General features: G+C 59.8%; 14 protein-coding genes. All 14 read right to left on the bottom strand.

All coding sequences use genetic code 11. From position 1 onward, the window contains the following. Positions 1-39: 39 nt before the first annotated feature. A complete protein-coding gene (locus ACXX81_RS09455) occupies positions 40-864 on the bottom strand; it encodes an HAD family hydrolase (RefSeq protein WP_209982214.1) in 825 nt (274 codons plus the stop codon). Positions 865-883: 19 nt separating this feature from the next. Continuing rightward, positions 884-1,636 (bottom strand): inositol monophosphatase family protein, encoded by a 753-nt coding sequence (locus ACXX81_RS09450; protein WP_458571559.1) that lies wholly within the window; start codon positions 1,634-1,636, stop codon positions 884-886. Positions 1,637-1,653: 17 nt separating this feature from the next. Then, complete coding sequence (locus tag ACXX81_RS09445; protein WP_458571558.1) at positions 1,654-2,415, bottom strand: glycerophosphodiester phosphodiesterase family protein; 762 nt, start codon at positions 2,413-2,415, stop codon at positions 1,654-1,656. Continuing rightward, complete coding sequence (locus tag ACXX81_RS09440; RefSeq protein ID WP_322213694.1) at positions 2,412-3,533, bottom strand: ABC transporter ATP-binding protein; 1,122 nt, start codon at positions 3,531-3,533, stop codon at positions 2,412-2,414. Before ACXX81_RS09440 ends, ACXX81_RS09445 begins: the two co-directional genes overlap by 4 nt. Then, the gene (locus ACXX81_RS09435) at positions 3,530-4,423 is read right to left on the bottom strand and encodes an ABC transporter permease subunit (RefSeq protein WP_231421355.1); all 894 of its coding nucleotides are present in this window, start codon (positions 4,421-4,423) and stop codon (positions 3,530-3,532) included. The genes ACXX81_RS09440 and ACXX81_RS09435 overlap by 4 nt, the downstream gene beginning before the upstream one ends. Then, entirely contained in the window at positions 4,416-5,312 is an 897-nt protein-coding gene (locus tag ACXX81_RS09430) for a carbohydrate ABC transporter permease (RefSeq protein ID WP_057006920.1), read from the bottom strand. The genes ACXX81_RS09435 and ACXX81_RS09430 overlap by 8 nt, the downstream gene beginning before the upstream one ends. Further along, the gene (locus ACXX81_RS09425) at positions 5,309-6,616 is read right to left on the bottom strand and encodes an extracellular solute-binding protein (RefSeq protein ID WP_323571405.1); all 1,308 of its coding nucleotides are present in this window, start codon (positions 6,614-6,616) and stop codon (positions 5,309-5,311) included. Before ACXX81_RS09425 ends, ACXX81_RS09430 begins: the two co-directional genes overlap by 4 nt. Before the next feature lie 66 nt (positions 6,617-6,682). Then, on the bottom strand, positions 6,683-7,087 hold the full coding sequence (locus tag ACXX81_RS09420) for an ExbD/TolR family protein (RefSeq protein ID WP_209982226.1): 405 nt from the start codon (positions 7,085-7,087) through the stop codon (positions 6,683-6,685). Position 7,088: 1 nt separating this feature from the next. Continuing rightward, entirely contained in the window at positions 7,089-7,778 is a 690-nt protein-coding gene (locus ACXX81_RS09415; RefSeq protein WP_322213696.1) for a MotA/TolQ/ExbB proton channel family protein, read from the bottom strand. A gap of 9 nt (positions 7,779-7,787) precedes the next feature. Next, positions 7,788-8,582, bottom strand: coding sequence for an energy transducer TonB (locus ACXX81_RS09410; protein WP_416195161.1), 795 nt, complete (start codon positions 8,580-8,582; stop codon positions 7,788-7,790). A 74-nt stretch (positions 8,583-8,656) separates the two neighbouring features. Then, positions 8,657-9,661, bottom strand: a complete 1,005-nt coding sequence (locus ACXX81_RS09405; RefSeq protein WP_322213698.1) for a glycoside hydrolase family 68 protein — start codon at positions 9,659-9,661, stop codon at positions 8,657-8,659. Positions 9,662-10,436: 775 nt separating this feature from the next. Continuing rightward, positions 10,437-12,044 carry a GMC family oxidoreductase gene (locus tag ACXX81_RS09400; RefSeq protein WP_209982233.1) on the bottom strand — a complete coding sequence of 536 codons (1,608 nt, stop codon included), beginning with the start codon at positions 12,042-12,044 and terminating at the stop codon, positions 10,437-10,439. A gap of 67 nt (positions 12,045-12,111) precedes the next feature. Further along, positions 12,112-13,329, bottom strand: a complete 1,218-nt coding sequence (locus ACXX81_RS09395) for a mandelate racemase/muconate lactonizing enzyme family protein (RefSeq protein ID WP_209982235.1) — start codon at positions 13,327-13,329, stop codon at positions 12,112-12,114. Position 13,330: 1 nt separating this feature from the next. Continuing rightward, a complete protein-coding gene (locus ACXX81_RS09390) occupies positions 13,331-14,650 on the bottom strand; it encodes an MFS transporter (protein ID WP_322213700.1) in 1,320 nt (439 codons plus the stop codon). Between the last annotated feature and the right edge of the window lie 37 nt (positions 14,651-14,687).

The following is a 14,687-nucleotide window of genomic DNA, read 5'->3' as shown; positions in this document are numbered from 1 at the left end:
TCTTCTGGCCGATGGGGTTGAATTCATAAAATTTTAACGTTACACCCTCGGGACGAGCGCAGAGGCGCCATTGCCTTGGGGGCGGGCCAGGGCAGGCACCCGCGCAGTGCATTTTGCGGCGTTGACGCTTTTATCCACAGCACTGCCAATCAGCACACACCGATCGAGCGGCAGTTCGAGCGATTGCGCCGCCGCCTCATATAAGGTCATTTCCGGCTTGCCGATAATGCGCGGGTTCCAGTCTTCAGGGGCCATGCACGCTTGCAGCGTAGACAGAAAGGCACCGATATCCAGGACTCGATTGCCATACCTGGTCGAATGAAGTGTCTCGGCGCTCGCCGCTACCAAACGGGCACCTTCGAGGAGTGAATCCAGCGCCGTATTGAGCTTGGTATAGGTGATGCGTACGTCGCTCAGCAAGATAACGAGGTCGGCATCCTTGCGAACCAGCTGCAAACCAATCGAGCGCGCGTAGCTTTTCATCCGATTGGAGCCCACGACCAGCACATCACCCACGTCCATCGCCAAGGCATCATGCAGAGAATGGGTGCCTGCCAGGATGATGCGGTGAGTCGGCAGCCTGACCCCCTCTGCCGCCAGTACGGCGGCAATTTCATAAGGGAACAGCGTCGAGTTGTTGGACACGAGCGAAACGCTGGACGCTACAGTTTGAAGGAATCTGATGACCGCAGCCTTGGGCTTTCCGTTGTTCGCCAAGCATCGGTCCCAGTCCAGGACAATGCCTTCGCAGGGGGACGCGCACTCTGCCGGATGCGGTGGGGCAGCCCAACGGTTTTCAGCGTGTTGGTACAAAGCCGCGTCGATCGTCTTGGCAAACGATCTGATGGTGGGGATAGCGTTCATGGCGTGTTTATTCTGATAGCTATGTCAGACAGGCTGACAAGACAGGGTGAGCTAGATCACAGAGCTCTTGGGTGCCCGCAACGATAGTGAGTCCGGCTGGCACGGCCAGGCCCTGGGTAGAAATCGCCAGGCCCGCTTCGCTGCACAGCAAACGGCCGGCAGCGACATCCCACAGGCTGGTGTAGCGCTCCACGTAGCCGCTTGTGCAACCCAGCGCCGCGAACCCCAGGCCGATGGTCGCGCATCGGTAACCCGCCACGCCCCAGCCGGCCTGGCGGAACTGCAACTCCAGCGCGCCGATGTGTTCTGGACGCCAGTGCAGGTTTTCGCCGATCGCCGCCACTTTCAGCCCCGCCCACTGAGCAAGTCTCTTAGCATGTATGCCGTTCTTTCTCAGCCCGTAACCTTTGCCGGCGCTCAGCGTGTAACCCAAAGCGGGATAGGCCACTACGCCCACCAGCGACTCGTCGCCCTCCACATAGGCAATGGAAATGCCCCACAAAGGCGAGCCGCTGACGAAGTTGGCGGTGCCGTCGATCGGGTCGATCACCCAGCCGCGCCCGTGCAGATCACCGCCCATCTCTTCGCCCAGGATCGCTTCGCCAGGGAACTCGAGGGTGAGTTGGGCGCGCAGATACTGCTCCACTTCCAGGTCGGCCGCTGAGACCAGATCTTGCGGACGCTTGACGGTGACCGCCAGCGAAGAGAGGTTCTGGAAGTGGCCCAGCGCAATCTTCGCAGCCCTGGCAGCCAGGCGTTCAGTCTCGTGCAACCGATGCTCCAGCTCCATCACATACCCGCCTGACGGGCGTTGATATCGAGCAAGTTGGGGTAATCGGTAATCACCGACTGGGCGCCCCGGCTTAACAGATAGCGTGCGCGATGTGGGTCATTGATCGTTGCCACCGCAAACTCGACTTCACTGTCACGCAGGCGGCTCAGATGGCATTCATTCAGAAAGGGGTCGACCACATGCAGAATCTGGCAGTCATATTCCGCCAGCAGCTTGGCCGGATCGGCCGGTGCGACCAGGCTGGCCAGGCACAGCGGAACCTCTTCCCACAGCGCTCGCGCCTTGCCGAGCGCACGGGTCGAAAAGCTCGAGACGAACAGCTTGTGATGGTCTCGCGGCCACTTCTGACGCAGTAAAGGGATGGCCGCTTCGGCGGTCTCCAGGTCATCACCGGTGGTCGGCTTGAGCTCGACCTGCAGGCCCAGCCCCAGACGAATGACGGTGTCGACCACTTCTTCAAAGGTGGGCACGGCAACGCCCGCGTAGGTGCTGGAGAACCATCGGCCAGCATCCAGCGATCGAATATGTTCGAGTGTGTTGAGGACCACCGCGCCCTGCCCGGAGGTGGTGCGATCCAGGGTGTCGTCATGGATCACCACCAGGGCGCCATCACGGGTGAGCTTGACATCGATCTCGACCCACTGCGCGCCCATCCGCGCCGCGAGTTCGATGGCCTCCAGCGTATTTTCCGGTGCGAAGGCACTCGCGCCACGATGCGCAATCAAATTGCTTTGAACGACGCGTGATTTAGCTTTCATAGCGAAACGTTATCCTGAACTAGGGATGAAGAGATGCGTTGCCCGGAGGCCCCATCGAACAGCAAGGCCTCGTCGGCTGGGAACCACAGGTTGAGGGTCGAGCCGACGGAGCACGGCTGCGAGTCGGATTGACTGACCAGTACCGGCTGCCCCGCAACCCGGCAATGAATGACACGATGGCTACCCAACTCCTCGACGGCGTGAACGGTGGCACTCACGCCGGGGCTGGCGACTTTCAGGTTCTCGGCCCGAATGCCCAGGAACAACGGGCCAGACGTCGCCATGGCGGCCTGTACCTTGAACGGCAGCACTTGGCCGTCGCCCAGGGTCAACACGCCTTCAGGGCTGCACATCACCTCGATAAGGTTCATCGGCGTCGAGCCAAAAAAACGCGCAACAACGATAGAGTGCGGACGTTTGTACAGCGCATGGGGCGTGTCGATCTGTTCGACACGGCCCTTGTTGAGCACAACGACCCGATCAGCCAGGGTCATTGCTTCGGTCTGGTCATGCGTCACGTAGAGCACGGTGGCGCCGGTGTCCTGATGTATGCGTCGCAACTCTGTGCGCATCTCCTGGCGAAGGCCGCTGTCGAGGTTGCACAGCGGTTCATCGAAGAGCAGCACCGGAGGCTTGCGCACCAGCGCTCGACCAATGGCTACGCGCTGACGCTGGCCACCGGACAACTGCCCGGGCTTTCTTCCCAGCAAGGCGTGCAGCCCCAGTGTGCTGGCGATCGCCTGGACCCGCGCTGAGCGCTCTTCCCGGCCGATCCCGGCGAGTTTGAGCCCATAGCCGATGTTGTCTTCGACGGTCATGTGCGGATACAGCGCGTAGTTTTGAAAGACCATGGCGCAATGGCGCTCGCTGGGCGGGCGCCGTGTAACGTCGACACCGCCGATATGGATGCTGCCCGCATCGGGGCTGTCCAGGCCAGCGACCAGACGCAACAATGTTGACTTGCCGCACCCCGATGGGCCGAGGATGACGCTGAACTCCCCGGCGGGGAATTCCACGTCCAGCGCATCGATGATGGCCGGGCCGTGCTTGGTGTAACGCCTGGACAGCCCACTGACACGAATGTTTGGCGCTGCGTTGTCGCATGTAGACCGAGTCATTTACCTACCCCTACAAGCCCCTTCACGAACCAGCGCTGCATCACAGCGATGACCACAATGGGTGGAATCAGACTGAGCAAAGTGGCGGCCATCAGCAGCGACCACTGCGGAAGTTGAGTGGCATCAGCGGGCGCAAAGTTGGCGGCCCCCAGTACCAGCGTGCGCATGTTGGTGCGATTGGTGGCCACCAAGGGCCACAGGTAGTCCTTCCACGCCGAAATGAACACCAGGGTGCCCAATGCGGCGAAATTGGTTTTCGACAGCGGCAGCAGAATGTCGACGAAAAATCGCCAGGGGCTGGCGCCATCCATGCGTGCGGCCTCTACCAGATCGGACGGCAGCGTCTGATAGAACTGTCGGAACAAAAAGGTGCCTGTCGCCGACGCGATCAGTGGCAGAGCGAGCCCGGGATAGGTGTCCAGCACGTTGATATGCGGCACAGGGATCGCCCCTATGCCCAGCAGGTCGAGCAGCGAGCGCAGTGGCCCCAGGAGGTCGCCCGCCACTGCGTAGGTCGGGATAATCCTGATCTCCAGCGGTAACAGCAGTGTGCCGAGGACCGCGACAAAGATCAGCGATTTGAACGGCGTCCTGAAGTACACCACTGCAAATGCGGTCAGTGCCGAGAGCGCCAATTTGCCGATCACCACCAGGCCCGTCACGATCAGGCTGTTGCCCATCAACGTGACCACATCGAGCTTGTGCAGGACCTCGCCAACGTTGACGAACAGTTGGTTGCCTGGCAGCCAAGGCATTCCGTGGGCAAGAATCTGTTCGTTGCTGACCGACGCTGCGCAAAGCGCCAGATACAACGGACCGAGCGCAAACAGCGCGCCCAGAAGCAGAAGGACGTAGGCCAGCGCCGTCGAGAGCGGGTGACGTTCAACCATGGTGTTCTCTCCGGCGATTGCGCCAAGACAGGTATCGATACTGAGTGACACTGAGCACGACGACCACCACCAGCATGAGCACCGACAGGGTCGACGAACCGGCCAGATCGATGCCGACAAAACCATCCTGATAGATCTTGAACGCCAGGATTTCAGTGGCATTGCCTGGCCCGCCGTGCGTCAGCCGGTCGACCAGGCCAAAGCTGTTGGACAGGCTGTCCAGCAACCCGACCACGAACACGAAAAACAGATAGGGCGCGACCATCGGCAATTGGATGTCACGCAACCGCTGCCATGGCGTCGCGCCATCAAGTGCCGCCGCCGCCAGGCAATCCTCTGGCACTGACTGCAGGCTCGCGACGATCATTACGATGTTGAAGGGCAACTGGCACCAGGCGTAGGCAAACACCAATAGCGTCATCGCCTGCCATCCTTTGGCAGACGGCGCCCAGGCTTCGGGGACCAGGTGATTGATCCACGCCAGCGGGCCGAAGATCGGATTGGCCAGCACTTGGAAGATAATTCCAAGGGTCGCCCCCGAGACCGCATAAGGCCAGATCAGCACATTGCCGAAAATCTTGTACCCGCGAACTTTCAGTTGCAGGCAGGCCGCCAGCGCCAGCGCCAGGCTCAATGCAAGCAGCGTGCTGCACAGGCTGAAGACCAGGGTTGTGCCCAGCGATGAGAGTACGCTTGGGTCGTGAAGGACCCTGACGTAGTTGGCGAGCCCCGCAAAGATTTCGCTGCCGCCAAACGGCTGCACGTAATGAAACGACCACCAGAACGCCTGCACGGTCGGCCAATAGAAGAACAGCAGAACCGCCAGCAATTGGGGCAATGCGAGGAACAAGGGCAAGAAGCGCTGGGAGAACTGCGCGTTGTGGCTCATGGATTGACGCCTTTATCCGTCTCGCGGGGGCCGTAGGTGTTCTCGAACACCCGCAGCAATGAGTCGCCCTTCCCCGCCGCTTGGTGCAACGCAACGTCCATGGGTTTCTGCCCGGCGAGTGCGCGCCATACCGCCTGTTGCCAGGCGAGCCGCAGCAAGGTGGTAAACCCCGGACGTACCTCAAACGCCGTTGTTCGGTCACCTCGTGTCATGGCGTTAAGACCCACCACGGTCGCACTGTTGGCAGGTAATTGCGCCAGGTACGCTGTGGCCGCGCCCTGCGTCACGGGCAAATAACCGGTTGCGTCGCTAAACAACGTTTGTATCGACACATCACGCAGAAACATCAAAAACTCGGCGACTGTCTGGTATTGCGCATCGCTCTGCCCGCGCAACACCCACAACGCCGCACCGCCCGGGAGCGAAGCCGCACGTTGCTGACCGGCGAACACCGGTAAAAGGTTGGCTTTCACGTCACTGGGATTAACGCTGTAGATCAGCTTGGACGCGCCGGTCGAACCCAGCAGCAGCGCGCAGTCCCCGGCGGTGAACGCCAACTCCTGACCGCCACTTCGGGTGGCGGCCTGATCGATCAGCAAGCCTTCAGCCATCCACTGCTCGACCTCTTCCATAAGGCGCAGGTGCAGGCCTTGGTCGAATGCCCAGTGCGTTGCGTCCTTACTCAGCAATGGCGCGCCCATGACCGCGCTGCTTTGTTCGAGCCAGACCCAGGGGCCTAAATCCGTCACTGCGGGGCATTTGCTGCCATGCGCCTTCAGGGCAACCAAGGCCGTGCCAAAGGCTTCCCAAGTCTCTGGGGCTTGAGTTATCCCGGCTGCCGCGAGCTGATCGGCGTGGCTGTAGAGCACTGCAGTGGACGTTGCAAATGGCTGTGCCCAGACGTTGCCGTCGGCATTGCTGTAGTAGGCGGCGACGGCGGGTAACAACGGATCGTCAGACACCTTGTGCTGTGATTGCAGGAACCCATCCAGGCCCAGAACTGCTCCGCTATTGAGCATTTCCGGCGTGGCGACATCATAGATTTCAACCAGCGCCGGGGCCTTGCCCGAGCGGTAGGCGGCCACGGTCTTTTGCAGGTTCTGCTCATAGGAGCCCTGAGCAATGCAACGCATCGGCAGCGACTGCGGGTGAGTCGAGTTGAAGCGCTCGCAAATGTCCTGGATCGCCGCCCCGGCCGCGCCCGAGTGGCCATACCAGAATTCGACATCAGCATCGGCGGCGTAGGCCTGGCCGGCACCCGCCACCCAAACGATGGCCGCCGATAAAAGTGATCTGAAACGCATTGTTTACACCGCTGAAGTGAGTACTGGTTAGCGTCAGTAAGGTGTGCGGCTCATGCAGCTTTCGCCTTACTGGCTTTGCGTAATCACCGACAGCCGAGTGATCTCTGCCTTCTGCACGAGCGCCAGCACCTGAGCAACGCGGCCGTACCCCGTCAGGGTGTCGGCACGTAACGTCAGCGAAACCTCGGGGTCCCTGGTTTTGAGGGCAACCAACGCTTGCTCCAACTCATCAAGCGGCTCTGCTTTGTCATCGATGAACACGCCGCCCGCCGCGTCGATACTGATCGCCACCGGCTTGCTATCGTCCAGCGCCTGCGTGGCGACGGTCTGGGGCAGATTCAGCGGGATCGCATTGTTCAACAATGGCGCCGTTACGATGAATACAACGAGCAGTACCAGCATCACATCGACCAAGGGCGTGATGTTGATATCGCTGATGGTGCTCTCGTCATTGCTCGTGGTGAAGGCCATTTCAGGCTGCTCCGCTCAGTTGGCGCTGGGTCTCGGTGGCGGGCCCGTCGCCGAGCTCAAAGCCATGACGTTGCGCGCGGTTCATGAGGTTAAGGGCGAAACTCTCGAGATCGGCAATCATCAATTTCAAGCGACGACCGAGGAAGTTGTAGGCCAATACCGCAGGCACGGCGACCGCAATACCGATGCCAGTGGCGATAAGCGCGTCGCCGATCGGGCCCGCGACGACAGCGATGCTGGCTGACTTGGCGGTGCTGATCGCTTGCAGCGCATGGATGATCCCAAACACGGTGCCGAACAACCCGATAAAGGGTGCAGTGCTGCCAATCGAGGCCAGCACGATCATTCCGTGTTCCATCAAATGGCGTTCGCCGTGAATCTGCTTCTGCAGGGAGCGTTCGAGCACTTCCTGACGGCTCCAGCCGTCGACCGGGCAAGGCCCTTCGCGGCCTTTGCTGAGCGCCAGGTGCGTGGCGTTGGCCAAACGCGCCAGTTGCCCCTGGTGCTCTTCTGCGGTCACGGAGGTCTTGAAGCTGGCGGTCGACCAGAAGCGTTCAGCGTACCGTTGGTTCTGGCGGCGCAGTTTTACCAGTTGAATCCATTTGGCAATCAGCACAGCCCAGGTGGCCAGCGAGAACAGCACCAAAATGCCCATGGATGCCTGGTGAATCAGAGTTGAATAATCGTTCATGGCAAAACCTCAACGAGATAGTTTGAACTCAAGCGGCACGGTGACCCAGCCATCAATGGCGGTATCGCCCCGTTTAGCGGGAATGAAAGTCCACTGGCGAACGGCGGCCAGTGCCGCCTCGTCCAGCGCAGGAGAACCGCTACTGGACGCGATCTCCACGGTGTCGGGTCGCCCATTGGGCATAACGTGCACGCGCAATTGGGCGGTACCTTCCTGGTGTCTGCGCGCCGCCGCCGGCGGATACGCAGGCGCCGGGTTATTCAGGTAGCCCGCTCGCCCCACCGGGCCGGTGACCGGCAACGACGCGGTGGGTTTGGGCGCGGGCGTTGCAGTGGCACTGGGCGTGACAGCTTTTGCGGGCGCATCACGTGACGGCGCAGGGGCGGCGACTTGCCTGGGCTCGGCAGGTTTGGGCGTTGCCTTGGCAACAGGCTTGGGCGTCGGACGCGGCTTCGCTATAGGCGGTGGTTCCACTGGAGGTGGCGGCGGGACAGGCGTCGGCTCTGGCTTAGGCGCCTGCACGGGCGCTGGAGGCGGCGGCGCAACCATCTGCATCGCAATGGCGAGGGGCTTGGTGGGCACCTCCAGTGGTTTGGACGGTCGATCGGTTTGCAACCAGACCAGCAGCGCGATGTGAGCGCCTACGGCCACCCCCACCCCAATCACATACACCTGCCATCTGACGGCGGGGCGGTTGGCGTCGGGTATCGGCAGCGTAGCAAATACCGCTGGCGACAACATTGCACCCGTGGCAGGCCTTCCCCGAAGCAACGGCGGGCGGCGCGATAAAAAATGCGAAAGCATGGCAATACCCATCTGTGAACAACGTGCGTAGCCGTTATTGGAGGCGGAGAACATATTACTACGCTTAATGTGTATTAATTATGACGTAGCGGCCGCTCCAGGTCTTCACGACCATGGGACAGGCGCAGGCGACCGTCATCCAGCACCGTGAGCGGCATCGGATCGGTGATTTCGCCGATGAATGAACCGGTTTCATCATGGTTACGAAAAGCCATTAGACAAAGGCTGCCCCGGCCATCGACCAGCAGCTTCCCTGCGTACAGGCTGCAATACGCGTCACCCTGCAGAAAATCCTCTTCCGGCAGGTGCCAGGGGCCCAGCGGGTGCTCGGCCATCAGGTAATGGATGCCGCCCTGCTTGCCTTTCATATGGCGTTCGGCGTGGACCGGGTCAATGTGGGTATGCGCAACGCAAAACACGCAATACCAACGTCCCTGGTATTCCATAGGCTGGGGCACCTCCATGTGCCCATAGCGTTTGGAGCGGAAGATCGGCGGACCTTGCTCCCAATGCCGAAGGTCAGGAGAGCGCGCGTGCCCGATGACTCCACGAGTATTGCGCTCACCCTGTGGCTCACGCGCGGTGAAAAACATGTGCCAGCCATCGCCCTTCGGATCGGGGAATACCCACGGATCACGGAAGGCCTGCTCATACCAAATGTTTAGATCCAGTGACTCGTAGTAGCGCAGATCGGCCTGTAAAAGCGGCGTTTCGGTGGGGCGGCGCCACACGATCAAGTCATCGGAACAAGCGACGCCGATACGCTGTACGCAACCGTCTTCGGCCTTGCTGGTGCCGGTATAGAACATCATCCAGTGCCCCGCTTGAGCGCGAACCACGCAGCCCGTCCAGGTGGTGTAATCGTCCCAACTGGGCGTGGCGGCTGGCCAAAGCGCGTCGGGCAGAATCTCCCAGTTTTTCAGATCCACAGACCGCGCATGTCCGATCCGCACATTCCAGTGGCGCAGGTTGGGATCGTCCAGGCTGCGAGGGGCAGATAAATAGAACAGATGTGTGTGGTCACCGTCCTGGACGAACCAGAAGTCCCACACCCAATGCTCAGCCAAAAATAACGCCATCAATCACTCCAAAAACATTACTACTCTTTATGAGTTATATTCTGGCGCAGTATTGTTTCGTTTTTGTTGCGGTGCGTTGGTCATTCGGCTTCCGCTTGAGATCACAAGCGCCACACTGGCAAATACGCAGACTCCCTTAACGGTTGAGATGAGCTTTGCAGCACGCATAGCCACAAACCAGAGGCCTAGTGGTGGTCAGCGCGCGAAAAGCTATGAGCGCTGTTGATGCTACGGTCATGGGAAAGTAGTGAGCAGTGGCACCGTGAAATGCAGATGTCGGCCAATAGCGGCTACGTGCCTATGCCGGTATGCAGGGGGAGTTGCGGTACGCGCGCTACATCGACTCCTGGCTCGGCCTGCAGGGGGCTGAAAGACGCGCGATCTTTCGTGCCAGCGGAAATGGTGGAACAATCTCGCACGGATCTTTAGAGCAAGCGCTTGGCCCACGACTGTTCTCGCTTTCGTAGGCGTAAAAACACTTAAAAATAAAAAAGGGTGGCAAGATAAAATATCGCAACCCCTTGAGTTATATGGTCGGGACGGAGTGATTCGAACACTCGACCCCTAGCCCCCACCTTCTTTTTCATCCTTCTTGAAAGCTTTCAAAATTTTGCTCTGGATTTTTCCAAGCGGGTATTTACTTGAGCTCCCGCGGTGTTCTGCTCCACGAGAATGCAGTAACGTCCATTAAGAGCCGGTGTTTTTGTGGGGGTAAACGTAGGGGATATCCGCTCTATAGCCAGCTCCAACGTTTTTCGAGCACTTTGGCAACGAATCAGGCGTCCTGCAAAATCAGGTCGGCGCCCTTCTCCGCCACCATCAGCACTGCGGCGTGGGTATTGCCGCTCGTCACATTGGGAAAAATCGACGCATCGACAATGCGTAGACCCTCGAGACCATGGACTTTAAGCCGTTTATCGACCACTGACGTCCGTACATCCGCCCCCATCGCGCACGAGCCGCACAGGTGATAGATCGAACCGCTGTTTTCGCGAAAGTACTGCAGCATCTGTTCATCGCTTTCGACCACCGGCCCCGGTAGGACTTCTGCAACCGTGATGCTTTTCAAGGCCGGCGCCTGCATGATTTTGCGCATCAGCCGACTGCCCTGGATCACTTCGTCGATGTCCTTTTGTGTGCTCAGGTAATTGGGATCGATCAGCGCAGCGTCTCGAGGGTTATTCGACTGGATCTCGATATGCCCACGACTCGTCGGCCGGCACGGGTTGAAACATAGCAGGAAGCCGGAATACGGCTCTGGCTTGAGGCTGGCCTTGTTGTTTTTCGGGATCTGGTACGACAGCGGATTGAAGTACAGTTGCAGGTTCGGGTTGGCCTGCGACTCGTCGCCACGGAAGAACCCACCGGCCTGGTTGACGCTCATTGCCAAGGCACCCTTGCGGGTCAGCAGGTATTTAAGGCCGAGCTTGAACTGCCCGAACAGCGAGCTGAGCTGGTCATTAAGCGTCGCAATGTTGGCCTTGTAGTAGTAGCTGACGCACAAGTGATCCTGAAGGTTCTGCCCCACTGCCGGCAGGTGTTTGACTAGCGGGATCTGGTGCCTGGCCAGCAACGCCTGATCGGCGACACCGGATAGTTGCAGAATCTTCGGTGTGTCAACGGCACCGGCGCAGAGGATCACCTCCTTGCGCGCCTGGAAGGTGCGAACCACGCCGTGTTGGGTCACGGAAATACCGCTGGCCCGCTGGTTCTCGAACAATACCCGATCCACCAGTGCGTAATGCTCGACCGTCAGATTCGGGCGACTGAGTGCGGGATGCAGATGCGCAAAACTACTGGAACTGCGCTGGCCGTCCTTGGTGTTGACATCGTAGATACCCGAGCCTTCGAAGTTCGGCCCGTTGAAGTCGTCACTCTGCGGGTAACCGAGTTCATCGCACCCCTTGAGGAATACATCGCAGATTGGATGGGTCTCTCCCTTCATCGGAGTGATGCTGATCGGGCCGCTGCCGCCGTGGTATTCGCTTTCGCCCAACGGGTGATTTTCCAGTTTGCGAAAATACGGCAACACGTCCTTAAAACCCCAGCCATCGTTTCCGTTGGCGGCCCAGTCGTCGAAGTCATGGGCCTGGCCACGGACGTAGACCATCGCATTGATCGAGCCGGAACCGCCCTGGACCTTGCCGCGCGGGGCATAAATTTCACGGTTGTTGAGCTGCTTTTGCGGCTGGCTGTAGTACATCCAGTTGAAGGTCGGGTTGTAATACATCTTGGCGAAGCCGACCGGGATCTTGAACCACAGCGAACTGTCCTTGCCGCCCGCTTCCAGCAGCAGCACCGTGTATTTGCCGCAGGCCGATAGCCGGTTGGCGAGGATGCAGCCGGCCGCGCCTGCGCCAGCGATGATGTAGTCGTATGTCATGCACGGTTACCGCGTAAGTCGTTATTGGAAAACACCCATTCCCGCAACTGAAAGACGGGAAATACCGTCAGCCTCTGGCCGGCGATGTGTCTTTGACGTCTGCCGGGGCCGGCGCCATTTGCAGGTGCAAACGCTCACCGGTATAGGGCGAATGCCTGCGCACCACGTCCATGTTCAGCTCCACCCCAAGGCCCGGCTCGGTGGACGGGATGATGTAGCCGTCCTCCCATTGCAGCGGCTTGGTCAGGACTTCGGCGTGGAAACCGCCCCAGGTCATGATGCTTTCCTGGATGAGGAAATTCGGGGTACAGGTTGCCAACTGGAAACTCGCCGCCGCGCCAATCGGCCCGTTATAAAGGTGCGGTGCGATCTGCGCGTAATAGGCCTCAGCCATACTCGCGATTTTTTTGGCCTCCAGTAGCCCGCCGCAGCGGGCGACGTTCATTTGTAGAATCGACGCACCGCCGGCCTGCAACAGCTTGAAGAATTCGTACTTGGTGGTCAGCCGCTCGCCCGTAGCAATCGGAATGGTGGTCTTGGCCGCGACTTGCGCCATCGCCTCCTCCTGCCCCGGTGGCACCGGCTCTTCAAACCACAACGGGTCGTACTTCTCCAGGCGCTTGGCCAGGCGAATCGCCGAGGACGGGACCATTTGCCCGTGGGTGCCGAACAGCAGGTCGCACTTGTCGCCCACCGCTTCGCGGATCTTTCGGCAGAAGGTTTCGCAGCGCTCCAGCACTTCCAGCGAAATCTGGTGCCCGGAGTACGCGGTGTACGGCCCGGCCGGGTCGAACTTCACGGCGGTGAAGCCTTTATTCATGTTTTCTATGGCGCATTCGGCAGCCAGGTCCGGGTCATCGTAGTCGTACTCACCCTGGCTGTTGACCGGGTACAGGTAGGTGTAGGAACGCAGACGCTCATTGACCTTGCCGCCAAGCAATTCATAGACCGGCTTGTTCGCCGCTTTGCCGATGATGTCCCAGCAGGCCATCTCCAGGCCGCTGACCACGCCCATCATGGTCAGGTCGGGACGCTGGGTGAAACCGCTCGAATAAGCCTGACGGAAAAAGCGCTCGATGTGATGCGGGTCGTGGTTGAGCAAGTAGCGTTCAAACACGTCTTCGATGATCGGCAGCATGGCTTTGGGGCCGAAGGTCGCAGCGTAGATTTCGCCGACACCTTCAATGCCACAATCGGTCTTGAGCTTGACGAACAGCCAATACATGCCGCCTATGTGCGGTGGCGGGACGGCAACGATATGGGTTTCAAGGGCGACGATTTTCATCTCAGGCACCTGTTTTATTCGAAGATTGACGATTGATACGCGCGCGCAAGGTCAGGGCCGCGAGGGTCCCGACCAGGCCGACGAAGGCGATGTAGCCGAAATACAGCTTGTAACCAAAGGCGCCGGGGAAGTGCTCGGTGAGGTAGCCATTGATCAATGGAATGAAGGCGTCCGGCAGGTAACCGACCACCGAGACAATGCCGATGGCCAGGCCGGTAATGCGCAGCGGAATGTTGCAGGTGTCCAGGATCGCCCAGTACAACCCGCGAATCGCATACGTCATCAGGCCGATGAAGATCACCGTACCGACCAGCAGGCCCATGCTGTTGAGCGCCGGGAATACGATCAGGCCGACCATCGCCAACGTCGCCAGAAATAGCGCTACGATCAGCACCGAAATGTTCGAGAACTTGTCACCGAGCCAGCCGCCACCGATACCGCCAATCGGGCGCATCCACAGCTTGATGGTGGTGATGGTGCCGGCCATGACGGCGGTCATGCCGCCGCCCTGCAAATAATCGGAGAAGCTGTAGGTCGCCCAGAAGATGTGGTAACCGCAGAACACGATGGCAGTCACCAACCACAGCTCCGGAATTTTCACCAGCGTCGTCAGGTCACTGAGCAGGTTGTACTTGCCCTTCTCCACTGGCGCGGTGTCCTCCATCGACTTCGGGTCCTTGATCAGCACCAGCACACAGCCGATGGCGATACAGGTGAAGGCGTAGAGGTAGACCACGTGCTTGAAACCTTCAGCGGCGGACTCGCCACGGGTTTCAGTGGCGAACGCGAACAGCCCCAGGGCGACCGTTGCGAGCAACGCCTCGACCAGACCGCGACCGCCGTCAAGGATGCCGAAGAACCGACCCTGTTCAGTCTGATGAGCAATCATCTTCACCCGCTTGAGCACCGAGGCCCAGAACGTCAGGCCGGTGGTCAGGCCCCAGCAACCGAAGATGATCATCAAACCGGCCATCGACGGTGCCGTGGAGTACCAAAGCCCCAAGGCTCCGGTGGCCACCAGCGAAAAGAAAATCAAAAACCGTGGCGCGATCCGGTCGGCCAACCAACCGCTCGGCAAATAGCTAAGCAGGAAAATCGTCCCTAGCATGGAGTACAGATAACCCAGCTCGCTGTGGTTGATCTGGAACACCTCAAGCATGGTGGTCTGGTAAACCTGCCGCAGGTACAGGATCGGGTAGATCGCCCCGGCGGCCAGCACCAGCAGCATTAACTGGACGTAGCGACTTCCCGTGTCACTGTGGCTTTTTGCACCCGCGCTCGAACCCTGAACAGCGGCAACAGTGGTTGCAGACTTGGACATCTGTGAGACCTCGGGCAGCCCGGTGGTCCGGGCGCCC

The organism is Pseudomonas sp. GNP013 (genome assembly GCF_054343995.1).
This window is presented reverse-complemented; position numbering and strand designations above follow the sequence as displayed.